Annotated in this window: 22 protein-coding genes and 1 tRNA gene; 14 read left to right on the top strand and 9 right to left on the bottom strand. The window is 62.9% G+C overall.

What is annotated here, in order from left to right; genetic code table 11:
• Nucleotides 1-17 precede the first annotated feature (17 nt).
• Nucleotides 18-3,788, top strand: coding sequence for a hypothetical protein (locus OJ996_RS12785; RefSeq protein ID WP_264513985.1), 3,771 nt, complete (start codon nt 18-20; stop codon nt 3,786-3,788).
• Nucleotides 3,789-3,792: 4 nt separating this feature from the next.
• Here the strand turns inward: OJ996_RS12785 and OJ996_RS12780 are convergent, their stop codons facing one another.
• A complete protein-coding gene (locus OJ996_RS12780; protein WP_264513984.1) occupies nt 3,793-5,124 on the bottom strand; it encodes a dicarboxylate/amino acid:cation symporter in 1,332 nt (443 codons plus the stop codon).
• Between the two features lie 159 nt (nt 5,125-5,283).
• Here OJ996_RS12780 and dusB point away from each other — a divergent pair, with 159 nt between their 5' ends.
• Both dusB and OJ996_RS12770 read left to right on the top strand, forming a co-directional pair.
• The gene (gene dusB, locus OJ996_RS12775) at nt 5,284-6,279 is read left to right on the top strand and encodes a tRNA dihydrouridine synthase DusB (RefSeq protein ID WP_264513983.1); all 996 of its coding nucleotides are present in this window, start codon (nt 5,284-5,286) and stop codon (nt 6,277-6,279) included.
• Nucleotides 6,280-6,331: 52 nt separating this feature from the next.
• Nucleotides 6,332-6,835: a phage regulatory CII family protein gene (locus OJ996_RS12770; RefSeq protein ID WP_264513982.1), complete on the top strand. Its 504-nt coding sequence runs from the start codon at nt 6,332-6,334 to the stop codon at nt 6,833-6,835.
• Nucleotides 6,836-6,841: 6 nt separating this feature from the next.
• Here OJ996_RS12770 and queC read toward each other — a convergent pair whose 3' ends face one another.
• Nucleotides 6,842-7,525, bottom strand: a complete 684-nt coding sequence (queC, locus tag OJ996_RS12765; protein WP_264513981.1) for a 7-cyano-7-deazaguanine synthase QueC — start codon at nt 7,523-7,525, stop codon at nt 6,842-6,844.
• Nucleotides 7,525-7,929: a preQ(1) synthase gene (gene queF / locus OJ996_RS12760; RefSeq protein WP_264513980.1), complete on the bottom strand. Its 405-nt coding sequence runs from the start codon at nt 7,927-7,929 to the stop codon at nt 7,525-7,527. The genes queC and queF overlap by 1 nt, the downstream gene beginning before the upstream one ends.
• Nucleotides 7,930-8,082: 153 nt before the next feature.
• Between queF and OJ996_RS12755 the strand changes: the two genes are divergently transcribed.
• Nucleotides 8,083-9,213 carry a DUF6607 family protein gene (locus OJ996_RS12755; protein ID WP_264513979.1) on the top strand — a complete coding sequence of 377 codons (1,131 nt, stop codon included), beginning with the start codon at nt 8,083-8,085 and terminating at the stop codon, nt 9,211-9,213.
• A 118-nt stretch (nt 9,214-9,331) separates the two neighbouring features.
• Nucleotides 9,332-10,471, top strand: a complete 1,140-nt coding sequence (locus OJ996_RS12750) for an SGNH/GDSL hydrolase family protein (protein ID WP_264513978.1) — start codon at nt 9,332-9,334, stop codon at nt 10,469-10,471.
• 253 nt (nt 10,472-10,724) lie between these two features.
• Here OJ996_RS12750 and OJ996_RS12745 read toward each other — a convergent pair.
• Together OJ996_RS12745 and OJ996_RS12740 are read right to left on the bottom strand one after the other, a co-directional pair.
• Nucleotides 10,725-10,816 (bottom strand) — tRNA-Ser (locus tag OJ996_RS12745).
• A 69-nt stretch (nt 10,817-10,885) separates the two neighbouring features.
• On the bottom strand, nt 10,886-11,479 hold the full coding sequence (locus tag OJ996_RS12740) for a hypothetical protein (protein ID WP_264513977.1): 594 nt from the start codon (nt 11,477-11,479) through the stop codon (nt 10,886-10,888).
• A gap of 136 nt (nt 11,480-11,615) precedes the next feature.
• Here OJ996_RS12740 and OJ996_RS12735 point away from each other — a divergent pair, with 136 nt between their 5' ends.
• Nucleotides 11,616-12,125, top strand: a complete 510-nt coding sequence (locus OJ996_RS12735; protein WP_264513976.1) for a glycine cleavage system transcriptional repressor — start codon at nt 11,616-11,618, stop codon at nt 12,123-12,125.
• Nucleotides 12,126-12,130: 5 nt separating this feature from the next.
• Here OJ996_RS12735 and OJ996_RS12730 read toward each other — a convergent pair whose 3' ends face one another.
• Nucleotides 12,131-12,511, bottom strand: coding sequence for a response regulator (locus OJ996_RS12730; RefSeq protein ID WP_264513975.1), 381 nt, complete (start codon nt 12,509-12,511; stop codon nt 12,131-12,133).
• Nucleotides 12,512-12,621: 110 nt separating this feature from the next.
• Here OJ996_RS12730 and OJ996_RS12725 point away from each other — a divergent pair, with 110 nt between their 5' ends.
• The 4 genes from OJ996_RS12725 (at nt 12,622) to OJ996_RS12710 (ending at nt 17,036) form a co-directional block, all read left to right on the top strand.
• The gene (locus OJ996_RS12725) at nt 12,622-12,873 is read left to right on the top strand and encodes an acyl carrier protein (protein ID WP_264513974.1); all 252 of its coding nucleotides are present in this window, start codon (nt 12,622-12,624) and stop codon (nt 12,871-12,873) included.
• 10 nt (nt 12,874-12,883) lie between these two features.
• Nucleotides 12,884-14,230: a condensation domain-containing protein gene (locus OJ996_RS12720; protein WP_264513973.1), complete on the top strand. Its 1,347-nt coding sequence runs from the start codon at nt 12,884-12,886 to the stop codon at nt 14,228-14,230.
• On the top strand, nt 14,227-15,663 hold the full coding sequence (locus tag OJ996_RS12715; protein ID WP_264513972.1) for a class I adenylate-forming enzyme family protein: 1,437 nt from the start codon (nt 14,227-14,229) through the stop codon (nt 15,661-15,663). Before OJ996_RS12720 ends, OJ996_RS12715 begins: the two co-directional genes overlap by 4 nt.
• Before the next feature lie 74 nt (nt 15,664-15,737).
• Nucleotides 15,738-17,036 (top strand): NAD(P)/FAD-dependent oxidoreductase, encoded by a 1,299-nt coding sequence (locus OJ996_RS12710; protein WP_264513971.1) that lies wholly within the window; start codon nt 15,738-15,740, stop codon nt 17,034-17,036.
• A gap of 14 nt (nt 17,037-17,050) precedes the next feature.
• Here OJ996_RS12710 and OJ996_RS12705 read toward each other — a convergent pair whose 3' ends face one another.
• From OJ996_RS12705 to secG, 3 genes are all read right to left on the bottom strand, one after another.
• On the bottom strand, nt 17,051-17,848 hold the full coding sequence (locus OJ996_RS12705; RefSeq protein WP_264513970.1) for a glycerophosphodiester phosphodiesterase: 798 nt from the start codon (nt 17,846-17,848) through the stop codon (nt 17,051-17,053).
• Nucleotides 17,849-17,908: 60 nt separating this feature from the next.
• On the bottom strand, nt 17,909-19,087 hold the full coding sequence (locus tag OJ996_RS12700; protein WP_264513969.1) for a rhomboid family intramembrane serine protease: 1,179 nt from the start codon (nt 19,085-19,087) through the stop codon (nt 17,909-17,911).
• A gap of 140 nt (nt 19,088-19,227) precedes the next feature.
• Nucleotides 19,228-19,818, bottom strand: coding sequence for a preprotein translocase subunit SecG (gene secG / locus OJ996_RS12695; protein WP_264513968.1), 591 nt, complete (start codon nt 19,816-19,818; stop codon nt 19,228-19,230).
• 72 nt (nt 19,819-19,890) lie between these two features.
• On the opposite strand from secG, the gene ruvA reads away from it, so the two are divergent.
• Genes ruvA through OJ996_RS12675 form a run of 4 tightly spaced genes read left to right on the top strand, consistent with a single transcriptional unit; the run spans nt 19,891 to nt 24,865 of the window.
• The gene (gene ruvA / locus OJ996_RS12690; protein ID WP_264513967.1) at nt 19,891-20,538 is read left to right on the top strand and encodes a Holliday junction branch migration protein RuvA; all 648 of its coding nucleotides are present in this window, start codon (nt 19,891-19,893) and stop codon (nt 20,536-20,538) included.
• Nucleotides 20,535-21,809 carry a hypothetical protein gene (locus OJ996_RS12685; RefSeq protein ID WP_264513966.1) on the top strand — a complete coding sequence of 425 codons (1,275 nt, stop codon included), beginning with the start codon at nt 20,535-20,537 and terminating at the stop codon, nt 21,807-21,809. The genes ruvA and OJ996_RS12685 overlap by 4 nt, the downstream gene beginning before the upstream one ends.
• Before the next feature lie 47 nt (nt 21,810-21,856).
• Entirely contained in the window at nt 21,857-22,048 is a 192-nt protein-coding gene (locus tag OJ996_RS12680) for a DUF2283 domain-containing protein (RefSeq protein ID WP_264513965.1), read from the top strand.
• Between the two features lie 60 nt (nt 22,049-22,108).
• Nucleotides 22,109-24,865 carry a phosphoenolpyruvate carboxylase gene (locus OJ996_RS12675; RefSeq protein WP_264513964.1) on the top strand — a complete coding sequence of 919 codons (2,757 nt, stop codon included), beginning with the start codon at nt 22,109-22,111 and terminating at the stop codon, nt 24,863-24,865.
• Nucleotides 24,866-24,880: the final 15 nt, after the last annotated feature.

Below are 24,880 nucleotides of genomic sequence, written 5' to 3'. Positions count from 1 at the left end.
ACCCCTGATCTCCTGCCATGTACTCGCGTGCCAGCCTCTTCGCTCTCGCCGCATTCACCGTCCCGATCCACGCACAGATTGCCGTGGGCGGACTCACCATCGAAGGGGCCGAGCCCGCCGGAGAGGGTGCCGTGATGGTGATGCCAGCGGACGGCACACCGCCGATGATGGTGCAGCCCGGCGGTGAAGGATTACCGGGCGGAGGAGGAGGCGAGCTCAATTTCGAACGGCTGCGCGAACTCATCGAGGAAAGTAAAAAGCGTCCCGATCCCACTCCCGCCCAGATGATGGCCGGTGCGCTGCGGGAGCTGAGGTTCGACCGCAGCAATGCAGGAATCCTCGCGACACGATTGGAAGAAGCCCGCGACAAGGAGCCGCCTCCAGTGATCGAGCAGGCAGGCCCGATCACATCGGAACAGTTCATGGCGAGCTTCCAGTCCCGTGCCGCACGCTTCCGCCGCGATGTAGTGCTCGGCCGCTGGGATAAGGTGCAAGAGTTCTTCGCCACGCTCCCGCAGGGCAGCTCGGAAGAGGCCTATCAACAGTTGGTGGGCAAGCTTGCGGCGCCGGTGCAAATCGCGCCACCGCCGGAGCTGATCGCCCAAGGAGCCAAGCCCCACAATCAGAGCGCCTATCTGGCACCCGCGGATATCCTCGGTCTCGCTGCCGCATCACCGGTGGCACCGCAGAAGAAGCAGATCCAGCTGCTGGCCAAGCTGCTGCCCAAGAATCCGAGGCCGCCCAAGGAATTCTTCGAGACACTCAAGAGCGGCGTACGACACTTCGGCGGCAGCGATGCCGCAAACCGCAGACGTGCCGCGGAGTTCCTGATGGAGTCCGGATTCGTGAAGGATGCCGGGGAATTCCTCCCCGACCTCGCGGAGGCACGCGAGAAGAAGGACTTCTCCGCGCTCAACCTGATCGCAAGGCATCGCTCCGATCTATGGAGAAGAGACAAGGTGGCAGCAGGCAAGGACGCCCTCCCCTTGGCATGGGAGCTCTCCACTTCTTTCCTCACCGATACCGCGGCACCGCCGCAGGAGCGGGCCGAGGCTTTGTCCCGGGCCTTGTCCCTGATCCCGGAACTCGGTGGAGACACCGGCAAATCGTGGATCGAGAAGACCTTCAAGAACCCGCAAGGGGAAGGACTGGAACTGCTCGCATCGCTCGGCACGCTGACCGCCCAGAGCCAGGAAAATCCCGATCCCACGCTGCGCTTGGAACAACTGCGCCTCCAGCATGCCGCGGTGAAAACCTTGCTCGCCGCCAAGGATGTCGATCCGGCCTCATGGTCCGGAGTTTTCACGCTCTACGCGCGCCAATGGAACTACGAGGCCGGCGTGACGCAACAGAAGGACCAGAGCAATTCGCGGCGCATGGTCCAGCAATTCGATGAATGGGGTAACCTTTACTTCGCGCGCCCGAACACCGGCTATCAAGGCCCCGGCACACAACCGATCGGCTCCGGGGAGCTGTTAGAGTGTCGTCCCGACGGGGCTTGGCTCGATACCATCGAAGCATCCACCCGCAGCCAATGTCAGCTCGGCGCCGCCCGGCTGTTCCTGAAGGTGAAGGAGCAGACCAAGACGCTGCCGCTGGTGAAGTCGATCGCCGCAAGCGACCGCGATGAAGCGAAGTCGCTCGTGCGCGAGATGATCCGGGTGTGGATGGAGAATCACAATCCGAACGAAGAGCAGGACTATCGCTCCCGTTACTTTTACTTCTACGGCTTCAACAACCAGTCGGGATCGATTCCTCTGACGCGCTCGAAGCAGGAGCGCAACCTGGTCGAGCTGGCGGAGCTGGTGAGAGGTATCCGCGATCTGGATCTGGGTGAATCCTTCCATGCCGAATTGGCGGACGCCTTCATTTCCTGCCACAGCAAGGCCGAGGTATGGCGGGTGGAAGCAGTGGAGTCGGTCTTCGGCGCGACCGACGTGCTCGATTCCTCCACGCTCGCGACCTTGGTCGGCCGCATGCGCCTGAACCTTGCGGGCCTGTGGCCGAACCCGAAGCTACAGCAAGCCTACCAGACCAAGCGCAAGGACAAGGAGCTCCAGGAGCAGATCCTGATGGGCTATCAGGCCGCCCAAGGGGTGCTAAGCCGGGCGCTCGAGAAGAAGCCGGCACAGGCTTGGCGGCTGAACGAACAGCTCGCGGCCCTTGGCTTCGAGGAGAGCAATTATCGCAGCTCGCTGAATCCCGAGAACAACCATGCTCAGGTCAAGCGGACCTCGCTCGATGCCTTGGCCGAGGCAGCAAAGGGCTACACTGCGACCTTGCCTCTGGAAGATCCGACCAAGGAGAGTTCCGCGGTTTTCGAGACATGGTTCTATGCCGCGCTCGGGTCACCGACCTTGGAAGCCTTGAAGAGCCACCATGTCGGGATTCCCGACGAGTATCCCAAGATCAAGGCGGCCCTCGCCGCGCTGCCGGAAGAGTGTCGGGCGCGGCACCTGAAGGCCTTCGCCACCACGCTGAATACCCGCCTCGCGAACGTGGCACCGGACTTGAAGCTCCGCTATCTGGAAGGGGCAGCAGCCGTAGCTGGCGAGCAGGAAGCTTTGGCGGATGCCAACGACGTGCTGGCCTACTATCGCGATCTGAATACCGAAATCGAACTGCACGCCGAAGTGGATGGGGCCAGCGAGGTGGGCACCGGCTCGCCCTTCGGCCTGCGCGTGAATCTACGCCACACCCGCGAGATCGAGCGCGAGTCGGGCGGCTTCCAGAAATACCTGCAGAACCAGAACAACTCGATGTATGGCTTCAACTTCGGGCGCCCCCCGGAGGACTACCGCGATAAATTCGAAAAGGCCGCTCGCGCCGCGCTGGAGGAACACTTCGAGGTGGTTTCGCTGACCTTCCATTCGGACAAGGTGGAATCACGCACCGATCCCGAGTTCGGCTGGCGGCTCACTCCCTACGCTTACCTCCTGCTCAAGCCGAAGGGTCCGCAGATCGACAAGGTGCCACCCTTGAAGATGGACCTCGATTTCACGGACACGTCTGGCTACGTCGTCCTCCCCGTGACTTCGGCGGAGGTGCCGATCGATGCGGGCAAGACCTCGCCGCGCCCCTTCCGCGAACTCAAGGTGACCGAAACCTTGGACGAGCGCAGTCATAAGGAGAAGGGCAGCCTGTATCTGGAAGTGAAGGCCACGGCCCGCGGACTCACTCCTCCGCTGACGGAAATCTTCGATCTGAAGTTCGACGGCTTCGAGACGGGCGCGATCGAGGACCGCGGTCTGCGCGTGGTGGAACTGGATGCCGCCACGGACGATCTCGCCCCGGTCTCGGAGCACGAGTGGCGGGTGGAACTGAAACCGAAGGGTGGGGTACTTCCTGCATCGTTCCAATTTCCGGTGGTGAAGCCGGAGTTGGCCAAGGAGGATGGCTTGGTCCGCCAGCGCTATGTCGATGTCGATCTGGTGCCGGTGGATGCCAGCGTGCCCCTCGGAGGAGCCGTCAAGCGGACCACACCGTGGATCATTGGCAGTCTGGTCCTCCTCGCTGCGCTCGCCGGCGCTGTCATCGCGATCTTCCGCCGCAAGAAGGATGGTGATGACCATGGCCCCGCATTGATCCCGCTGCCTGCACACATCAATGCCGTGAGCGTGATCGGCTACCTGCGGCGCCTTCAGGAGCGAGAAGGGATCTCCCCCTCGGCCCGTGAGTCGATCGGCAAGGAGATCGCCATCCTCGAAACGCGTTACTTCGGTCGCGAGGATGTGCCGCAAGATCCGGTGGCGCTGGAAGAAGTCGCGAGACGTTGGCAGGCGGCTTGAGTGATCACTGGGTCGTGAGCCGCTCGCCTTCGCTGCGAGCCACCAGAGTCGCCACGCAGGTATCGCCGAAGACATTCACCGCGGTCCGGCTCATGTCGAGGAAGCGGTCGACGGCTAGCAGGACGCCTACCGCTGCCTCTGCCCCGGGCACATTGGAGTTCTTCAGGATGAGCAAGATCGCCACCAGGCTGGCGTGGGGGACCCCCGCAATGCCCACGCTGGTAAGCAGCGCGGCCACGACCACGAAGAACATCTCACCGAAGCCCATGGTCACTCCCATGACCTGCGCTACGAACATCACCGCCACACACTCGTAGAGTGCGGTGCCGTCGGTGTTGATCGAGGTGCCAATCGGCAACGTAAACGAGGTGACCCGGGAGGAAACCCCGACACGATCGCGCACGCACTCCATCGTCAGCGGCAGCGTGGCAGCGGATGAGGAAGTGGAGAAGGCCATGATCAGGGCCTCCTTCACCGCCCGGAAGTGCTTCATCGGATTGACCCGGGCGACGAAGAAGAGCACCAGCGGCATGGTCACCATCAGGTGCAGGCCGAGCGCGAGCAGCACGGTGACGACGTATTTTCCGAGGCTCGCGAACAAGCCGAATCCGGTCTGATAGACCACCGGGAGGATCAGCGCGTACACGCCGATCGGCGCGAAGATCATGATCCAGTGCACGATGATTCCCACCGCCTCCGAGGCCGCGATGAAGAACCCGCGCAGATAAGTCCCCTGCTCCATGGGCAGCTTGGTAACCGCCGCGGCGAAGATGAGGCTGAAGACCAGAACCCCGAGCACCGACTCATTCGCCGAGGCGGCGGCAAAGATGTTCTCCGGAAGCATCGAGCGGAAGATGCCCGAGATGCTGGCCCAAATCCCTTTCCCTTCCGGCACATTGCCCGAAGCGGCGGCCACCTTTGCCAGATCGCCGGAGCTCACGCCGGTGCTGTGCGCGAAGGCTTCCCGGATTTGGTCGTTCGGCGCACCATCCGGACCGAAGCCGGGCTGGATCGTCGTCACGAGGAAAAGCCCGAGCAGAATCGCCAGCAGGCCCGTGCCCATGTAAAAGCCCATGGTTTTCAGGCCGAGACGCCCGAAGCCATCCGCTTCCTTCAACCCCGCAATTCCGCCGACCACCGAAGTAACGATCAGAGGCACGATGATCATTTTCAACGCGCGCAGGAAGAGATCCCCGATCAGCTTGCAGAGTTCGATCGCGCCCTTGATGAAGTCCGGCTGCTCTCCCTCCGGGAAAATGCCGCGGAATGCCGCGGCCGTGAGAGTGGCCAACAGGAGGGCGGCGAGAATTTGCCAGTGAAGAGCGATTCGTTTCATGCAGGATCCGGATGCGAGGGCCTGCACCGGAGCACACCCTATACCGTTGGCTAGACAAGGGGCTCGAAACGTCTAGGGCAAGCTGCATCGCCCCTTGTGATTCCGGCGGGCGGGCATTTGCATTTGGAACTTCCCGGCGGGGGCCCTAAACTCCGCGCCGTGCTCCATTGGTTCCAAAACGGCGCGTTTCCTCTCTATCTGGCCCCCATGGCCGGGGTGACAGACGTGGTCTTCCGCCAGATCTGCAAGGAACTAGGTGCCGATGTGATGGTCACCGAATTCGTCTCGGCGGAGGGGATCATGCAGGCGGACGAGCGGACCCGGAAATACACCGAGTTCACCGAGGAGCAGCGGCCGGTGGGCGTGCAGCTCTTCGGCGGCGATGGCGAGCGCATGGGAGAAGCGGCCAAGAAGATCATCAATTGGAAGCGCCCGGACTTCATCGACATCAATTTCGGCTGCCCGGTGAACAAGGTGGTCTCGAAGAACGGCGGCTCTTCCCTGCTCAAGGACTGCCCCACCCTCGCCTCCGTGGCCTCCGGAGTGAAGAAAGGCGTCGCAGGAGAAGTTCCGGTCACCGCGAAAATGCGCATCGGCTGGGACGATAAGACCGTGAATGCGGTGGAGGTCTGTCGGATTCTGGAAGACTGCGGGATGGAAGCGATCGCCGTTCATGGCCGCACCCGCTCGCAGGGCTACTCCGGCGAGGCGAACTGGGAGGTGATCGACGCCTGTGCCCGGGCGGTGAAAATCCCGGTGATCGGAAACGGCGACATCGCCAGCGGCGAGGATCTGGCCCGGCGGAAGCGGGAAACCGCGGTGTCCGGCGTGATGATCGGTCGTGCCGCGATGCAGAATCCCTGGGTATTTCGCGAAGCCAAACATTTCATCCAGACCGGCGAGACCCTGCCCTCGGTTCCCTTGGAGGAACGCTGGGCCCTTGTTCTGCGTCATTGCAGGCTGGCCGTGAATAGCGCCCGCTACGGGGCGGAGCGCCATGCCATGATGTCGATGCGGGCGCGGCTAATGGCTTACTGCAAAGGATTTCCGGGTGCCAAGGAGTTACGCCAACGCCTCGCCCGGGTGGAGTCTGTAGGGGAGGTGGAGGACATCGCTGCCATGTCTCTCGCGGCGGCGGAGACGGTGGAGGTGTGAGTGATTACAATTTCGGGTTTGCTTGCAAAAAGACCCTGCTAGGGTCCGGCCCATGGAAAGCCATGAAGTCCTCCGCCGGGCATTTGCAAAGACCAGTCCCAAGGCTGTCGCCGCAGACCTGGGGATCTCGCTCTCATTGGTTTACAAATGGGCCGAGAAGCAGAGCGATGACGGGAGCGGTAGCCGCAATCCGCTGGATCGCCTGATGAAGATCGTGGAGCTCAGCGGCGACCTGGGCGTGATCGAATGGCTCTGCCAGCAGACCGGCGGCTACTTCGTGCGCAATCCGCAAAGCCACTGCGAGAAGGGCTACCAAGTCCTGCCGGCCACGAACGAAATCATCGGCCAGTTCTCCGTGCTCTTGCAGCAGATCTCCGCCGCCGCACTCGATCACTCGATCAGCGCGAAGGAAGCGAAGGAAATCCGCGAGTGCTGGGACAAGCTGAAGAGCTATGCCGAAGGCTTCGTGCGCTGCTGCGAGGAAGGAGACTACGACCAGATGCTCCACATCCCGAAGCCCTCGGAAGGACCGGCCCGCTACCCGGCGAAGAAGTAACTCCGCCTACTCGGGGGCAGCCGGAATCTCCGGCGTGGCGAGATAGATCGTGGGATCGGTGATGCCTGCGAGAATGAAGGCTTCCCGGCGCTCGACGCAGGTGCCGCAAGTCCCGCAGTGGATCTCTCCGCCTTTGTAGCAGGACCAGGTTTCGGAGAAATCGATCCCGAGCTCGATACCGCGTCGGGCGATGGCGGTCTTGTCCATCGCGATGAAGGGGCGCAGCAGCCGGATGCGAGCGTAGGTGCCCTCCTCCATCGCCATGGCCATGCCCTGCATGAAAGGCTCGCGGCAATCGGGATAGATCGCGTGATCGCCGGAATGTGCGGCGATGGCCAGAGCCTCTGCTTCCGCGCTCTCCGCGAAACCACAGGCCACGGCCAGCATGATGCCGTTGCGGAAGGGCACCACGGTCTTCTTCATGTTCTCCTCCGCGTAGTGGCCGTCGGGAATCTCGCCGCCGCTCTTCAACAGGTCGGAGGCGAAGCACTCGTTCATGAAGGTGAGATCGATGCTCCGGTGAGGCACTCCCGCGCGCTCTGCGTGCAGGCGGGCAAAAGGGATTTCCCGGGCGTTGTGCTTCGAGCCGTAGTCGAAGGACAGCGCAGCCACGACCTCATGCTCGCGCATGACCTCGTAGAATGCGGTCACGGAGTCCATGCCGCCGCTAAGCAGGACGACCGTCTTCATCACGCTTCCGGGTAACGGGCTTCCGCCGTGAGTTGGATGCCGCCACGCGGCGAGAATTTGCCGCTCACCACGATCTCGAGCGGCGACATCGCCGTGATCAGGTCATCGAGCACACGGTTCACGATCTCCTCGTTGAAAGCGGGCAGGTTACGGAAGGAGGCGAGGTAGAACTTCAGCGACTTGGTCTCCACACAGCGCTCGCCGGGGACGTAGCGGATCACGAGATGGGCGGTATCCGGCTGTCCCGTGACCGGGCAGAGCGAGGAGAACTCCGGGCAATCGAGAGTGATCCAGAAGCGACGGCCGGGGCGACAATTCGGAAAGGTCTCCAGCGTCGCTTCATCCGGGCTGGCCGGTAGACGGTTCTCGGAGTGGCCCAGCAGGGTCAGTTCGGTTGGCTTCACGGCGCGATGATGGCGTCCGCGCGGCCTCCTGTCGATGGCCGGATACGGGCTAGGCGGCCATCTTCCGTTGAAGAAGCCCGGGCTTGTTGTAATGGAGGGCTTGGACCAACGTAGAAACCGTTTCCTCCTCGCTTTGAAACCATTGCCATGATCATGAGACCTTTGCGAAGCCTCACCCTGTTTCTCGCCGTGGCGGGATTCCAGTCCCTCGCGGCCGAGGAGCCCGCGAAAAAAGAAGAAAAGCCGAAAGCGCCCGCCCCGACGAAGGGCCATGTGTTTGCCTGGCCCTTCATGGACTGGAAGGAGATGCAGCCGCGGGGAGGCATGACCCAGGGCTCGGAGGTCACGCTGCTCAAGGGTTCCAAAGACTCGTGGAAGCGGCTTCAGGAGAGCGGCCTGGCGAAGTTCGAGCAGGACCGTCGGGCGATTCTGGCCATGATCGGAAGCTACCGGGTGAGCTTCGATTTCACCGAGACCGTGGGCTTGGCGGAGGATTTCAAGCCGACCCGGCCCTACTTCTCCTGGGGCACCGAGCATGTGAGTTTGGTGGAGGACAAGGGCGAATTCATCAGCCTGCAGCACTCGCTGGTGATGTATTTCAAGGACGAGAAAGGTGAGACCCAAGGGCCGCACGTGATGAAGCACTGGCGGCAGGACTGGACCTGGCAGGACCCGGAAATGCAGGTCTACCAAGGCGATCTCACCTGGAAGAAAACGCCGACTCCCCAGCCCGAAGGCAAGTGGACCCAAGCGGTCTTCCAAGTCGATGATTCCCCGCGCTACGAAGTGGCCGGTGCATGGAACCACGAAGGTGGCCTTTCTATCTGGCGCAGCGAGAACTGCCCGCGTCCCCTGCCCCGCCGCGAGTTCACGATCCGCAAGGACTACAACGTCCTGGAGGGCATCCACGAGATCTCGATCACGCCGAACGGGTGGGTTCACATCCAGAACAACCGCAAGCTCCAGGTGAGCAAGGATGGCTCCAAGAAATACCTCGGGCAGGAACTCGGGGTGGATCGCTACGAGGAGATCACCGCACCCGATCTCGCGACCGGATTCAATGCCTACTGGGCCAAGACCAACGGCTACTGGAAGGATGTTCGCGATACCTGGGCCTCGATCCTCAAGGAGCGGGATAGCTTCTCGATGAAGGACACCTACGACGGGAAGCAGCTCTATGAAGCTCACTTCGGCTATGCCGCGAAGCTGGAGGAGGCGGAGAAGCCCGATCCGGAAGCGGATCTGAAGCATGCCAAGGAAACCATCGATAGCTTCCTGAACTGAGCCGAAATCCCCACTCACAGCCCGCAGGATCCTGCGGGCTGTTTTGTCGGAATATGCGTGAAACTCTTGTCACCCGCGGCGGGTTGAATGGAGCAGCACCCTGAACCCACTAACAGAAATGAGAACCTTCGGATGGAGCATCATCGCCATTTGCATCGCGAGCCTCGGCTTGCACGCCCAGGAGCCTGCAGCCCCGCGAAGGCAGGCGAATGCCGGGAAGCGATCAACTCCGGAGCCAGCGCTCTCTTGGCACGATGTGAAGGGATGGGGGCTCGAGGGCCGGGCCTTCGGTGAAATGGAGCGCAAGAACTGGTTCGATCGCCTGCCCGCAGCCGCGGAGGGAAAGGTGACGAAGGCGGTGTGGCAGCTCGGTCAGGACACCTCCGGCATGCTGGTCCGCTTCAAGACGGATGCCACGGTGATCTGGGCAAACTATCAACTCCGGAGACCGAATCTTGCTTTGCCGAATATCACCGCCATCGCGGCCAGCGGTCTGGACCTCTATGCGAAAGATCCCAAGGGCCAATGGCGCTGGGCCGGCGTGACACGCCCTAACAGCAAGCACGTGCGCCAAGAGATTATCAAGGGCATGAGCCCCGGCATGCGTGAGTACATGCTCTATCTCCCGATCAAGAACGGCATCGAGAAGCTGGAGATCGGGCTGCCTCCCGATGCCAAGTTCGAGCCCGTCGCGCCGCGGACCGAAAAGCCGATCGTGTTCTACGGCACCTCGATCACCCACGGTGCCAGTGCATCCCGCCCGGGCATGACCCACACCGCGATCCTGGGCCGGCGCCTTGACCGGCCGGTGATCAACCTCGGCTTCTCCGGCAACGGGCGGATGGATGCCGCGGTCGGCGATTTGCTCGTGAAGATCGATGCCGCCGTCTACGTGATCGACTGCCTGCCGAACATGAACGCCGATGCCGTTCGGAGAAAATGCATCCCGCTGGTGAAGCAACTGCGCGCGGCAAAGCCCGATGTGCCAATCCTTCTCGTCGAGGACCGGCGGAATACCAACTCATGGCTCCTGCCCGAGCGAAACAAGCATCACGACGCGAACCACCTCGCGCTTCGCGAATGCATGGAAAAGCTGAAGGCGGAGGGAATCACCGGCCTGCACTACCTCCCGGGCGATGCCCTGCTCGGGGATGACGGCGAGGCCGCCACGGACGGCTCCCACCCCAGCGATCTGGGCTTCGTGCGTCAGGCGGATCAGTTCGAGCCACTGCTCAAAGCTTGTCTCGCTCCGAAGTGAGCTTCCACCAAACGCAAAACGGCCCGCAGCATGACTGCGGGCCGTTTCATCAAAGGTGGCGGAGAGAGAGGGATTGACCTCCGGTCCATGCCATCATGCGGCTACGCCGTGGATCTGGCGTCGCGAGGCTCCTGCCCGCATTCAAACCCTTCTCGCTTTGCTCGAAAAGGTTCTCATTCCTCTCTCCCCCAGCGACCACGATCCGGTACAACAAAACGGCCCACAGCATCACTGCGGGCCGTTTCATCAAAGGTGGCGGAGAGAGAGGGATTCGAACCCTCGGTGAGTTTAACCCCACGTTCGATTTCGAGTCGAGTGCCTTAAACCGAGCTCAGCCATCTCTCCTTTAGCGGCTGGGGGCGGGAAAGTAACAAGGACTCCCGCCTTGTAAAGCCTCCGCTGCAAGGATTCGGCTCAATCGTCTTCCGGCTCGGCCTTGGCGGCGAGCGGAGCGGACTTTTCCGCGGGGCCTTCGGCAGGTGCCGCTACCGGCGCCGGAGCCACTTTCGGCATTACGAAGGCTTCAACCCGACTGCGGCGCATGGCCTCCCGGGTGATGAAATCGACCAATGTGCCGGAGAACAAAACGGTGCAAGCGGCGAAGGCCATGCCGATCACCCACCAGCGCTCGCTCACTTTCGAGCGGCCATACGAAGCCTCGCAATCCATCGGCAGCTCAAGTTTCGGCGGTGCCGCACGGCGAGCGGTAGGGGGCAAAATCTCGAAAGCAGGGTGAATCACGGGAGTCTCCACCGCCATGTCGGGAACCCTGAGTTCAACCGGATCCACGGACCTCGGAGCCGTGCGCGATGGAAAGGGAATATCGGCACGACCGGCAAAGCAGTCGAAGTCTTCAGCGGGAAGGCCCTCGACCGGCAAATCTCCTGCACCAAGAATCACTTTCCGAAGATCCGTCACTGTGACAAAATCCTCGAAAGGAACTGGGATCGTCGGGTCATCTCCGGTGGGGATAACCGGCAAGGGGCGCAGGGTGTCAGGAAGCGTCATGGCCGGGCCAACTCTTTGCGACCAGATGTATCCCCCGTGATCACGTAGGGTCAATAATCATTTTTTCTTAAATAACCGGACCTCCTTCCCAAAAAAGACCTGACGCAGGGAGCACGAGGCTGCTTGGATTGGATTCATGCACGCCTCTGTCGTCATGACCGTTCTCGCCGCCGACCGCCCGGGCCTTGTCCGGGCGCTTTCTGAAACCATCGCCGCGCATGGTGGGAGTTGGCAGGAGAGCCGGATGGCACGCTTGGCCGGACAATTCGCCGGGATCCTGCGGGTGGAATGCCCGGCCGGAGAGACCGAGGCGCTGCTGAAAGCCCTCGCCGGTCTCGAAAGCCAGGGGATCGCGGTGCAAGCGCGGCAGGAAGAAGCCGCTTCCCCCTCGGAGCGCGAGACCGTGGGAGTGGATATCGTAGGCAACGACCGACCCGGGATCATTCGGGAGCTCTCCGCCGCCATCGCATCGGCGGGCGGCAATGTGGAGGATCTTTCGACCTCTCTGGAGAGCGCACCGATGGCGGGCCACCCGATCTTCCACGCGAAGGGCCTCGTCTCCCTCCCCGCCGATCGCGACCCCGCGGTTTTGATCGCCGCGATCGAGAAGCTCGGACCTGACCTTTCGGTGACGATCGAGGGCTGAGTGGCTCAACGTTTCTTGTGGCCGTAGCGGGCGAAGAGCTCGTCCAGCCACTCGCGCTGGAGGGGCTTCGAGAAGAGGGTGACTGCACGCTTGGGGACCAAGCGGTTGATGACCTTCACCTCCTCCGCATCGAGACCGTCAATCAAGGCCACGATCGGCAAATCGTAGTGGGACTCGGCAAGCAGCAGCTTGTCGTAGAGGGCATCGCCGTCGATGTCCGGCAACTTCAGGTCAAGCAGGACCAGGGCGAAGTCGTAGCCGGAGGCTAGGGTCATGGCCTCCGAACCGCTGGAGGCGATGAGATGATAGTATCCGCCTTCGCGGAGGACGGAGGAAATCTCGCCCAGGAGTTTGCTGTCGTCGTTGATCACCAGAATGGGTTTCATCGCCGCGCATGTTAGGGGTGCGGTGGCTGGAAAAGAAGCGAATGCGGATTTGAAACCGCTCCGCATTTTCCACCTCCGATTCGCGGATTGAACCCCGCCGCCCACGACCTATGCTCCCGTCCCGAAGCATGGAAGACGACTTGATCGAACTGATCCGGACCGAGATTCTGGACACCCCGGAAACTCTGACGCCGCAGAGCGACCTCTTTGCCGCTGGCTTAGACTCGATGGGGATCATGCAGCTTCTTCTCGCGATCGAAGACCGCTTCGGCGTGGCGATCGATCCGGCGGACTTGTCGCGCGACAACTTCTCGAGCGTCGCGAAAATCGCAGCGTTGGTCGCGGAGAAACAAGGTCACTAAAGTATCCGCCGTGCCGACAGACGCCGCCATCCTCCCGCCGCTGCGCGCCACCCGTAGCGATGGCTTCCTGTTCGGACTGGAGAGCTTGATGCGACGGAGCGGTCAGGGTCGGCATCTGGCGGCCACGGTTTTGGATTTCGAGGGGAAGGCGGATCTCGAGGTGATCCGGAAGGCGGCGGAGCGACTCGGGCGGAAGTATCCGGTTTTGCATGCGAGGCTTTCACGCGGGGGAGATTTCATCGCGCGCTGGCGGCTGGATGAAGTGGCGGCCGGAGCGGTGCCGATGAAGACTTGGCGGCTTAGCGGAATCGCGGACGAAGGTGAGGAGATCGAATCGATCGATGCCTTGGTAGACCGCTGCATCAACGGCCGCGACATCGATATTCTGGAGAAGGGGCCGAACCTGATCCTGCACGTGGTTACAACGGGCAGGGAGAGCTGGAGCTTGGTGCTGGCGTGGAGCCACTCGCTGCACGATGCTGCGGGGATCGACAAGCTGCTGCACGAGCTCGCCACCGCGGAAATGGCAGGCGAGCCGCAATCGGGAGGCGAGGACAGCCTGCCGCCCGCGGTGCCGATGGGCGAGCTCTATAAGCAGGCCGAACCGATGATGAAGGAGATGCGGACTTTCCCCCAATGGGGAATCCGCTCGTTGCACCGGAAGGGCGTGAAGCCGGGCCGCTGCAGCTTCATCGTCCGGACATTCGACCATGAGGAGACCGCGACCGTCCGGGCGAAGATGGCGGCGACGGCGGGCGAGCTACTACTGCTTCCGTACTTCGCCTGCTGTGCGTCGCGCGCGGTGCGGTCGGTCATCGCAGCACGGCATCCCGACGAGCGGGTGGCGATCCTTCTCTCGCTGCCGGCGCAACGCCATAGCGACAGCTCCAAACGGCCGCTGTTCCAGAACCACATGACGGTGTTCACGCTGCTGCTGACGCCGGATGAACTGGAGGAGCTGAAGCCGGCGACGCGGGCACTCTACAAGAAGTATGCCGACTTCATGCGGCGGAAGCTGACGGGTGCGATGGACGCACTGATGCAGATGATGGAGCGCTGCCCTTCCCGCTTCTACAACCTGCCCGCCTTCCACTACCTGAAGGGCGAGATCTGCTCGCTGTTCCACTCGCACACCGGGACCTTCGCTCCGGGAATCGACGCCATGTTCGGCAGCCGGGTGCTGAACGGCTACCATGTGCCCTCCGTGTGCTCGCCACCGGGAATCGGCATCTTCTTTTCCGAGTATGGGGGACAGCTCACGATGACGGTTTCTTGGAAAGAGGGATGCCTTTCGGCACTGGAACTGGAACTCTTGAAACAGACCCTGAGCGAAGACCTGGGTGCCTCCGTGCCGTGAACCTGATCGAAGAAATCTCCCGCCGCCATGCGCCCGGAAAGATCGCCGTGATCCGCGGCGAGCGCCGGGTGAGCTACGGCGACTTGTTCCGTCATGCCCGGGAAATTGCCGGGCTGTTAGAGCCATATCTGCCGGCAGGACGAATCCCGCGGATCGGCTTGCAGTGTCCGAACGGGGTTTCCTACATCGTGCTTTCGATGGGGATCCTGCTCGCGGGGGGATGCCTGGTGCCGCTGGCGGAAGAACTAACCGATGCCGAGCGGGGAGAGGTGGCCTCGATCACCGCGCTCGACATGGTTCTGGCGGCCGATGTCCTGCCTTGGCACGGTGGCGGCGAGGTGCTGCTGAGTGCGGAGTCCGACAAGACTACTTGGAAGCTCCATCGCGGAGATGGCGGCATCCCGCAGTTCCCGGAAGTGGGCTTCCAGGCGCTCAATCCCGCCTTCATCCGTTTCAGCTCCGGCACCACCGGAACGAGCAAGGGCGTGGTGCTGTCCCATGAGACGCTGCTGGCACGAATCACGGCGGCGAACGAGGGCTTGAAGATCGGGGATGAGGACCGGGTGCTGTGGATGCTGCCGATGGCGCACCATTTCGCGGTGTCGATCGTGCTCTACCTCTACTTCGGCGCGACCACGGTTCTGGAACACTCTCCGCTGCGGGAAGACATCCTCGCGACGGCGGAGCGGGAGAGCGCGACGCTGATCTACGGATCGCCCTTCCACTTCGCGATGCTATCCGGGGACAAGAGCAGCTTTGCTTGGCCTACTCTGAGACTGGCCGTGGCGACGGCGGCAGCGCTGCCGGAGGCGACCGCCCGGGCTTTCGAGTCACGTTTCGCAAAGCCGCTGACCCAAGGCCTCGGAATTATCGAGGTCGGCCTCTCCGTGCTCAATCTGGATTCGGCGAGCGCCAAGCCGGAAGCGATCGGCAAACCGATGCCCGCGTACGAGGTGGCGCTGCTGGACGAAAACGGGACGCGAGTCCCGGATGGAGAGTCAGGCGAGTTTCACATCCGCGGCCCCGGCCTGCTGGATGCCTATCTGGTGCCTTGGGATCCCCAGCCACTGAAGGGGGATTGGTTCGGCAGCGGTGATCTGGTGCGGCGGGACGCGGACGGGGACCTATTCCTGATGGGTCGGAAGAAGTCGGTGATCAATGTCGCGGGAATGAAGGTGTTTCCCGAAGAAGTGGAGCGGGTGCTAAACGGACATCCCGCGGTGAAGCGCAGCCGGGTGCTCGGCCGCTCTCACCCGCAGATGGGCCAGGTGCCGATCGCCGAGATCATCCCGGTGAATGTGGAGGAGACACCCAAGGCGGTGGAACTCCAGCGTTTTTGCAAGGCCGTCCTCTCCGCCTACAAGGTGCCGATGCAGTTCAAGGTGGTGGAAAGCCTGCCGATGACCGCATCGGGAAAGCTAAGGCGGGATTGATCCCACCAAAGGTGGTAGCCGCCGTTTTTCCGCTTCGACGGGACGCGTCCACGGAGGCATAACGAGGGCGACAGATGACAATTCCCGATCTCGCGATCATCGGCGCCGGTCCGGCTGGTTCCACCCTGGCGGCCTTGCTGGCACAGAAGGGCTTCAAGGTGCTAGTCTTCGACGATGAGAAGCGCCCGGAGCTTCTGGTGGGTGAATCGCTGGTTCCGGCGACCGTGCCGGTGATGCGAAGGCTCGGAATCGAAGATCGGGTGGCGTCTTACTCCCAGCACAAGCCGGGCGTGAGCTTCATCCATCGCCACGGGACGCGGATCGATTTCAACTTCGGACCGATCGCGAAATGCCTGCCGACCTACGCCTACAACATCCCGCGCCCGCAGTTCGACAACACGCTGCGCGAGCGGGCCGAGGAGTTGGGAGTCCGCTTCGTGACACAGCGTGCCGCGGTGGAGAAAGGCGAGGGAGAACGGGAGATCCAGTTGACCGCGGAGACGCTGGAGAAGACGGGCCTAACAGAACACCCGAAGCTCCTGATCGACGCTACCGGCCGGACGCGATTGTTCGCGCGGACCTTGGGAATCGGAGGGAAAACCGGTGAGCGCAGCGACGTGGCTTACTTCGCGCATTTCGAGGATTTCGCACACGACTTCCCGCCCGCGGGACAGGTGGTCATCAGCATCCTGGACCATGGTTGGAGCTGGCGTATTCCCCTGCCCGGCCGCTTGTCGGTAGGGATCGTGGTGCACAAGGATGCGGCAAAGGGATGGGGCAACACTCCCGAAGAGCGTTTGGACTACGCCTTGAGCCATGAGCCGCTGCTTAAGGAGCACGCGAAGAACGCGCGGCGGGTAACGCCGGTGATGACTTACACGAACTACCAGCTCGTCTCGGATCGCGGGCACGGGCCGGGCTGGGCGGCCTGCGGTGATTCCTTCGGCTTCGTGGATCCGATGCTTTCGCCGGGGCTTTTCATGGCGCTGGAGTCAGCGCGCTTGTTTGAAGAACACGTTTTCTCGAAGGGTCCCAAGGTGATGGGACGACCGGAGGAGATGGCGGCGGGATTCGCGGCGGCAGAGGCGGAACTCCACGACTGGCACGCGAGCTGGCGTGAACTCATCCGCCACTTCTACGACGGCGGCATCTTTTCGCTCTACGAGACGGGAACGAAGTTCTCCGAGAAGTTCAAGGGCTGGCCGGGCATCGGCTTCATGGAGAGCCACATGACAAAGCACATCGCCTCGATGGCCTCCGGTGCCTTCACGCGGCGGAAGTACAGCCGCGGACTCGTGAAGTTCATGCGGCAGTATATGATGCACGACTGCCGTCCGCCGGAGGACTATGCGGTCCTGCCGGCGAAGGCGTGAGCGGCGCAGGCCGATTATCGAGCCAGCTCCTTGCGGAGGGGACCGGGACGATTGGTCGTGATGTGGTTCACGCCGAAGCCGATCATCTTCTTGGCAAGGGTCGCGTCATCCACCGTCCATGAGGTAAGCAAGAGGCCCTTCGACTTGATGCTGGCGAGCCACGGACCTTCAACAGGAGAAGCGGCCTTGAATTGGAGGCCTTGGGAGCCGCATTTGCCCAGTTGCTTTTCGTAGCTCTCACGCTTGGCGGGGTCCGCGAAGTCCTTGAGGTCGGTGATCCAGTGGGCCTGATAGGCGGGGAGTTCCTTGCGGGACTCGGAAATCACATCGGCATTGAAGGAGATGATGGTCACGCGCGCCGGATCCGCCTTCTTCTCGGCGAGGATCTTCTTGAGGGCGGGAACGATCTCAGGCCCGCACTTCACCTCCAGGAAGAAGCGCTTGCCGGCGGGAAGGACATCCAGCACCTCGGCCAGCAGGGGGATCCGCTCGCCCTTGTATTCGGGAGATTTCCACGAGCCCACATCGAGCTTCGAGAGTTCCTTCCATGGCGTTTCCGCAACGACCAAGGCGGTGCCTGCCGTGCGCTTGGTGTCCTTGTCATGGATGCAGACCACCTCACCATCCGAACTCAGGTAGAAGTCACCCTCGATACCATCCGCTCCCTCTTCCCATGCCAACTTGAAGGCGGAGAGGGTATTCTCCGGCGCGGCGTGCGAGGCACCACGGTGGGCGACGAGGAGCGGGAGATCGGCGGCGGTGGCCATGACGGAAAAGATCACCGAACAGGCGGTGGCAGACAGGATTTTCATCAGCCAAGGAAACGCGCAGGCGCGGGCGAAGCTATCGAGCGGACGCGTGTGACGCTATCTTCACAGCATTTTGACGCAGGCCATGACGGCCGAAGACACCAGGAGACCCATGGCGGCACCACCCGAGATCATGTCCACCATGGTAGTACGGGGACGATGCGGTGAGGCTGACTTCGGGAAGATCACCGCGGCATAGATCATGCCCGCTACCAGACCACCGGCGTGCGCGGCATTGTCGATGAAGTGGCTGAACGCGATGCCGATCCCGGCAGTGAGCAGGATCACCGCAACGAGACGGCGGTGCGAACTCTCCGGCACGAGGCGACGGTGCAGCCACTCGAAGACGAGCAGGAAGCCGAGCAGCCCCATGAGTCCGCCGGATGCTCCGACGGATTTCATTGCCGTGAATCGGGCCGAGGCCTCACCCCCAATCCAGGCCGAGAGCAGGAAGGTCATGGCCAGATGGGGCCAGCGGGCGAAGACCTCCACGCGCTTACCAAGATAGGCCAAGGCCGAGGCATTCATGGCCCAATGAACCCAGTGGCCGTGGAGAAAAGGTGCGGTAAAGAGCCGCCACCAATCTGAAGCGTGACCGTGGTTCTTGGTGAGACCAGCGAGGACGATGCTGATCCCGAAAGGCCCAGGATTCTGACGCTCAACGTAGATTTGGCAAAGCCCGACCAAGGCCATGAGGCCGAGGATCACATAGGTCATCGGCGCTTTCTGAATGGCCAGCCAAGTCTCGAAGCGGAGAACCCGGCCGTCATCGGTCATCTGCTCGACGGCCCAACGCTTGGCGCGGGAGAGGCGCTTCACGCCACGATACCAAGGCAGGATCCCGAGGATGAGGAAGAGGATCAGGGCGAGGCCTAAGGTGCCGCTGGCCATCAGGCGCTCGCCGCGGAAGTAATTGAACGCGGCGAATCCGGCGACGGCCGCCCCGAAAACGAGCATCTGGCGCTTCCCTTCCTCGATATCCCAGCGAGCCCAGCGGATGCGGGCCTCTCGCATGGCGGGGAACAGCTCCGGGACTTCTTCTGGAAGGACGAAACCCTTCGCTGCCGGGGTCCAAACCAGATCGACCCTCGCTCCGGCGTCGCTCACGATTGCCGCGGAGAGTTCCTCCAAACCCGAGCAGGGTACGCGCCGGCCGCGGCGGTCCACCCAGCCCCAGCCGGGTCCCGCCTCCGGAAACGCGTCCTCACGCTCCCAAACGGGAAGCTCGGCATCGGGAGTCATGCTGCGAGGAATCAAGCGAGAGGTGTGCCCTTGTCCAAGGGGTAATGCATAAACTTCTCCGGAGCCGTCCCTATCAGAAAGATAAAGGCGCGGGGCGATGACCGCCGCGCGCCTTTGAAATCAGGGGGACCGGATCCGGCTTACTGGCCTTCGGTCTTGGGCTCCTCGGTCTTGGGCTCCTCGGTCTTGGGCGCTTCAGCGGGCGGAGCGACTTCCGGAGCCTTTTCCTCGGCCTTCGGGGCTTCGGCAGGCGGAGCAGGAGTTTCAGTCGGCGGGGTAGCAGGTGCCGGGCTGCCTTCAGGAGTGGTAGTCGGCGTCTCGACCGGAGCAGGTGCCGGGGCCTCAGCAGGCTCGGTGGCGGCCTCCGGGTTGATCGAGGCGTCCGCAGGAGCATCCGAAGTCGCCGGAGCGATGGAAGCCGGAGGGGCGGGAGGCGCCACATCCGCCACGAAGGACTTCTGCAGCGAGGTCCGCTTCATGAAGAGGACAGACAGCGTGAGCGTGAGGATGAAGAAAAGGCTGGAGAGATAGACCGTGGCCTTTTGTAGCACGTTGGTGGTGCGAGCCCCGAAAAGCTGGTCGGTGGTGCCGGAACCGAATGCGGCGCCGAGGCCTTCATTCTTAGGACGCTGCATGAGGATGACCAAGCTCATCAGCAGGCAGACGATGACGAAAACCACCAGGAGCAGGTCGATGGTGATGGTGAGCCCGGTAACGGCGAGGCAAGTCATGGGGGCGGGACTATATGGGGCGGGGAAGGCATGTAAAGAGGGGTTTTCGCCCTGAAATCAGGCAGTTTCCGGATGACGAAACTTCCCACTTGGCAGTTTGCAAGCCCGGTCCAAGCTGGCCGCACGATGATCGCAAGGCTGCGCGGGACGGTGCTGGAGGCGTATCCGAATCGCCTCGTGGTGGACGCCGGAGGGGTGGGATACGAGGTTCATGTGCCGCTTTCGACCTTCGACAAGCTGCATGCGAGCGAGGGGGTGAAGGTGGATTTGCGGACGCACCTGCACATTCGGGAGACGGCGCACACGCTCTATGGCTTCGCCACGGAGGAGGAGCGGGACCTGTTCCTGCTGCTGATCGACCGGGTAAGCGGGATCGGCCCGGCGATCGCGATGGCGGTGCTGAGCGGAATGCCGACGGGCCGCTTCAAGGCCTGCGTGGTGGGCGGGGAAACCGCGGAACTTTCCAAGATCAAGGGTCTGGGCAAGAAGACTGCCGAGCGGATCGTGCTCGAACTCAAGGACAAGGTGGGGGTGGCGGATACCTGGCAGGAAGTCGCGAGCGGGCAGGTGGCCCCGGCGACGGCGGATGCCGAGCTGGCGCTGGTGGCGCTGGGCTACAAGCAGGTGGAAGCTCGCAAGGCTGTGCGCAAGGTGCTGGATGAACAGCCCGGGGCGACGGCAGAAGAACTGATCCGCGGCGCGCTGCGGTCCCTGCAATGAGCCTGACCCTGGAACAGATCAAGGCGGCGATGCCGGAAGGCGGCCTCTTCGACGGTGGCTGGCAGTATTCTCCGGAGCCGCTGAAGCTGAGTAAGGCGGAGGCCCGTTTCCTCGGCTCGCTGGGCCATCCGCTGGCGCAATTCCAACAGGCCAGCGACGAGCTCTACCGGCGTAGCGCTGCCGGGAAGATGCCAAAGTGGATCGCGGAAACCTTGGATACGGGCAAACCGACCTGGATGGTGGATCTACAGCGCTCGGCAGGCCTGCGAACCGCGATGCCCCGGGTGATCCGCCCGGACCTGATCATGACCGAGGGCGGCTTCGCGCTGACGGAGCTGGACTCGGTGCCGGGAGGAATCGGGATCACCGCATGGCTTTCCCGGCTCTATGCGGATGCCGGATTCCCGGTGCTCGGCGGTCGCGACGGGATGGTTTTCGGCTTCTCCTCGGTGCTGGCCGATGACGGAGCGATCCTCCTATCCGAAGAATCCGCCGACTACCGGCGCGAGATGGAGTGGCTGGCGAACGAAGCCGGCGGCGGACGGACCGTGGAATCCGCGGAAGAGTATGTGCCGGACGGCCGGGCGCTCTACCGCTTCTTCGAGTGGTTCGATTGGGAGTCGATCCCGATGGCGCGAACATTGGCGGAAGCTTCCGCGGAGGGTCTGCCGCTAACCTCGCCCTGCAAGCCGCATCTGGAAGACAAGCTATGGCTGGCCCTGCTGTGGACGCCGGCGCTCAAGCCGGTGTGGGAACAGACGCTGCGCGGCAGCCACCTGAAGCGGGTGAGGGAGATCGTACCGCGGGGCTGGGTGGTGGATCCCTCTCCCCTGCCCCCCCAAGCCGCGTTGCCGGGGCTGGAGGTGAATTCTTGGGACGAGGTGGCGAAGTTCAGCCAAAAGGAGCGGCGGCTGGTGCTCAAGATCAGCGGCTTCCATGAGAGTGCCTGGGGTTCCCGCGGGGTGCACATCGGCCACGATCTCTCGCAGGGCGAATGGAGCGAGCGGGTGCAGGGGGCGATGGCAGATTTCGGCGAGCAGCCGTGGATCATGCAGGAATTCCGGGAGGGCCGAATCATCGAGCACCCGGTGTTCCGCGAGGACGGAAGTATCGAGATGATGAAGGGACGGGTGCGGCTTTGCCCCTATTACTTCACGGACGATCAAGGACAGACCTCGCTGGCCGGGGCGCTGGCGACGCTGGCCCCGGCGGACAAGAAGAAGATCCACGGCATGCGGGACGCGGTGCTGCTGCCCTGCGTGGTGGAGTGATTCAAGCTCCCGTAGACTTCGGAAACCGCAAACCATAGGATCGCTCCGTGGCTGAGAAATTCGAGATGAGGCGGACCGATGACGTGGGTTACCTCCGCTTGCCCGACCATAAGGGCGGCCACGGCACCGTGGCGCGCACGGTGCGGCTGAGCGAGCTGATGCCGGAGGCGAAGGGGCCTGACGTCTATCTGGATTTCGATGCGGAAGGCACCCTGATCGGGATTGAAATCCTGACATAAACCGCTTCGCCCGAATCGCTCTTCCGCCCCGGCATCCGGCCTGCTTTAGTGGCCGCGCCGATGACCGAACTCCCACCCACCCGCGAGCAGCTGCGCCTCGAAGGCTTCGAGCTGATCGACGAAACCCTTTCATTTCTCGTCGCTTGCCTCGGTGACGCCCTTAAAAGCTTGGGAGAAGAATCGCTGATTCCCTACCTGCCGTGGTCCGGCACGGTGCCGGAGAATCACCCGCCGGATGGCACCCAGCAGCTCTACTCGATCGGCTTCCAGTTGCTGAACATGGTGGAAGAGCGGGTCGCCGCGGCGATCCGCCGGGAGCGCGAGAAGGTGATCGGTGCGGACTCGATTCGCGGGCTATGGCCGCGGGCGCTGCGGGACATGAGCGCGATGGGGCTGGGCCCGAAGGAAATTTTGGCGGTATTAGCGGACGTGGACGTGCAGCCGGTGCTGACGGCACACCCGACCGAGGCGAAGCGGGCCTCCGTGCGGGAGCGTCACCGGGCACTCTACGAGGAACTGGTCCGCAACGAATATCCGAAGTACACCGACCGCGAGCGCCGCCGGATCCGCGAACGGATTGTGACCGCGCTGGAGACGCTGTGGCGGACCGGTGAAATCCATCTGGTGCGGCCGGACATCTTCCGCGAGATGCGGGATGCGATCCACTACCTGCGCGACCTGTTCCCCTCCGCGCTGAACCGTCTGGACATGCACTTCACGGAGGCATGGCGCGAGTCGGGTTTCCCACTGGAGATGCTGCGGGCGGCGGGGAATATCCCTCGACTGTCCTTCGGCACTTGGATCGGCGGCGACCGCGATGGCCATCCACTGGTGACCTCCGAGGTCACGGCGAAGGGTCTGGAGATGATGCGCCGTGCTTCCTTCCAGTTGCTGAAGCGCGAGCTCGAACAGGTGGCGGGCCAGCTCACGCTTTCGCGCCAGCTCAACGATATCCCCGAAGCGCTGGAGCGCCGGATCGACGAGATCACTTTCTCGCTCGGTGATGAAGAGATCACCAGTGACCTGCACGACCGCCATCATGAAGAGCCCTGGCGCCACCTCGGCGGACTGATCGCGGCACGGCTGCAGCGCCAGATCGAAGGCAAGCCGGGCTACAAGTCGCCGAAGGAACTGGATGCGGATCTGGATCTGCTGGCGACAAGTATCCGCGAGGCAGGCTGCGGGCTGATTGATGAGCAATTGCTCCGTCCGCTCCGGCAGAAGCTGGAGATATTCGGCTTCCACCTAGCGATGCTGGATGTGCGGCAGAACTCGGAGTTCCACGACAAGGCGATCTCGTTGCTGCTGGGCGCGGCGGGGGTGGCCGATGGTGCGAACTACGCGGGCTGGAGCGAGGAGCAGCGGCTAGCCTTCCTGAATGAAGAGCTGAAATCGCCGCGGCCCTTCCTGCACGACACGGCACGGATCGGCGGCGAGGCGGATGCGGTGCTCGATTGCTACCGGGTGCTGGTGAAGCATCGCAAGGAGTGGGGCGATGCCGGGCTGGGCGCGCTGATCGTGTCGATGACGCGGCAGCTTTCGGATTTGTTAGGCGTGTTCCTGTTGGCGCGCGAGGCCGGCTTGATGGAGCACACGGAAGAGGGATCGTGGTGTGCGCTGGAAGTGGTGCCGCTCTTCGAAACGATGGACGATCTCGATCGCTCGCCGGGGATTCTCGGGGCCTTCCTGGATCACCCGCTGACGCAGCGTACGAACGAGAAGCGCATCGGGAGCGATGGCAAGCAGAGCCAGCAGGTGATGCTAGGCTACTCCGACTCTAACAAGGACTGCGGGATCCTCGCGGCGCAATGGGCGCTGCACCGCGCGCAGGAGAACTTGACGAAGACCGGCGACGAGCGCGGCGTGAAGCTGTGCTTCTTCCACGGCCGCGGCGGCACGATCTCGCGCGGGGCCGGTCCGACGCATTGGTTCATGGCCTCGCTGCCGCATGGCTCGATGAGCGGTGAATTCCGCATGACCGAGCAGGGCGAAACGATCGCGCAGAAGTACGCGAACCTGGCCAACGCGACTTACAATCTGGAGCTCTTGCTGGCAGGTGCCGCGATCACGACCGCGATGCACCGCTACACGACGCCGAAGGCGGATCCGGCCGAGCCTTTCCTCCCCTTCCTGGCAGAGAAGAGCCAAGAGGCTTATCAATCGCTGCTGAAAACCGAGGGCTTCATCGAGTTCTACCGTCAGGTGACACCAATCGATGCGCTTGAGAATTCGCGGATCGGTTCGCGGCCGGCACGCCGTAGCGGCAAGAAGGGCCACTCGATCGCCGACTTGCGCGCGATCCCGTGGGTGTTCTCGTGGACGCAGGCGCGATTCTATCTACCGGGATGGTTCGGCGTGGGATCGGCACTGGAGGCGCTGAAGTCGTCCGAGCCGGAGAAATTCGCGGCGTTGAAGGGCGTGCTGAAGCAGTCGACCTTCCTCGGCTATGTCTTCACGAATGTGGAGACGAACCTGGCCTCGGCCAATTTGGATCTGATGAACGAGTATGCGGCGCTGGTGGAAGACCCGGCGCTGCGGAAGAAGTTCATGGATATCATCGTGGCGGAATTCCACCGCACGCGTGATCTGCTGGAGGGTCTCTACGAGGGCAGCATGGACGACCGCCGCCCGCGGATGGCCAAGACGCTGGCGATCCGCGAGGCGCCGCTGAAGGTGCTGCACCGCCAGCAAATCGCGATCCTGCGCGACTGGCGCGAACTGGTGGCGACGGAGCGCGAGGCGGATGCGGAGTCGATGTTCCCGAAGATGCTGCTGTCGATCAACGCGATCGCTTCGGGGCTGCGGACGACGGGTTGAGAGTTGGCCATTTCC

This window comes from Luteolibacter rhizosphaerae, from assembly GCF_025950095.1.
Lineage (GTDB): Bacteria > Verrucomicrobiota > Verrucomicrobiia > Verrucomicrobiales > Akkermansiaceae > Haloferula > Haloferula rhizosphaerae.
Note: the sequence above shows the minus strand (reverse complement) of the source record. Positions and strands in the feature narration are given on the sequence as shown.

Coding starts and splice junctions, on each gene's coding strand:
- OJ996_RS12785 (WP_264513985.1), top strand. CDS start 18: ATGTACTCGCGTGCCAGCCTCTTCGCTCTCGCCGCATTCACCGTCCCG.
- OJ996_RS12780 (WP_264513984.1), bottom strand. CDS start 5,124: ATGAAACGAATCGCTCTTCACTGGCAAATTCTCGCCGCCCTCCTGTTG.
- OJ996_RS12770 (WP_264513982.1), top strand. CDS start 6,332: ATGGAAAGCCATGAAGTCCTCCGCCGGGCATTTGCAAAGACCAGTCCC.
- queC (WP_264513981.1), bottom strand. CDS start 7,525: ATGAAGACGGTCGTCCTGCTTAGCGGCGGCATGGACTCCGTGACCGCA.
- OJ996_RS12755 (WP_264513979.1), top strand. CDS start 8,083: ATGAGACCTTTGCGAAGCCTCACCCTGTTTCTCGCCGTGGCGGGATTC.
- OJ996_RS12750 (WP_264513978.1), top strand. CDS start 9,332: ATGAGAACCTTCGGATGGAGCATCATCGCCATTTGCATCGCGAGCCTC.
- OJ996_RS12740 (WP_264513977.1), bottom strand. CDS start 11,479: ATGACGCTTCCTGACACCCTGCGCCCCTTGCCGGTTATCCCCACCGGA.
- OJ996_RS12735 (WP_264513976.1), top strand. CDS start 11,616: ATGCACGCCTCTGTCGTCATGACCGTTCTCGCCGCCGACCGCCCGGGC.
- OJ996_RS12730 (WP_264513975.1), bottom strand. CDS start 12,511: ATGAAACCCATTCTGGTGATCAACGACGACAGCAAACTCCTGGGCGAG.
- OJ996_RS12725 (WP_264513974.1), top strand. CDS start 12,622: ATGCTCCCGTCCCGAAGCATGGAAGACGACTTGATCGAACTGATCCGG.
- OJ996_RS12710 (WP_264513971.1), top strand. CDS start 15,738: ATGACAATTCCCGATCTCGCGATCATCGGCGCCGGTCCGGCTGGTTCC.
- OJ996_RS12705 (WP_264513970.1), bottom strand. CDS start 17,848: ATGAAAATCCTGTCTGCCACCGCCTGTTCGGTGATCTTTTCCGTCATG.
- OJ996_RS12700 (WP_264513969.1), bottom strand. CDS start 19,087: ATGACTCCCGATGCCGAGCTTCCCGTTTGGGAGCGTGAGGACGCGTTT.
- secG (WP_264513968.1), bottom strand. CDS start 19,818: ATGACTTGCCTCGCCGTTACCGGGCTCACCATCACCATCGACCTGCTC.
- ruvA (WP_264513967.1), top strand. CDS start 19,891: ATGACGAAACTTCCCACTTGGCAGTTTGCAAGCCCGGTCCAAGCTGGC.
- OJ996_RS12685 (WP_264513966.1), top strand. CDS start 20,535: ATGAGCCTGACCCTGGAACAGATCAAGGCGGCGATGCCGGAAGGCGGC.
- OJ996_RS12675 (WP_264513964.1), top strand. CDS start 22,109: ATGACCGAACTCCCACCCACCCGCGAGCAGCTGCGCCTCGAAGGCTTC.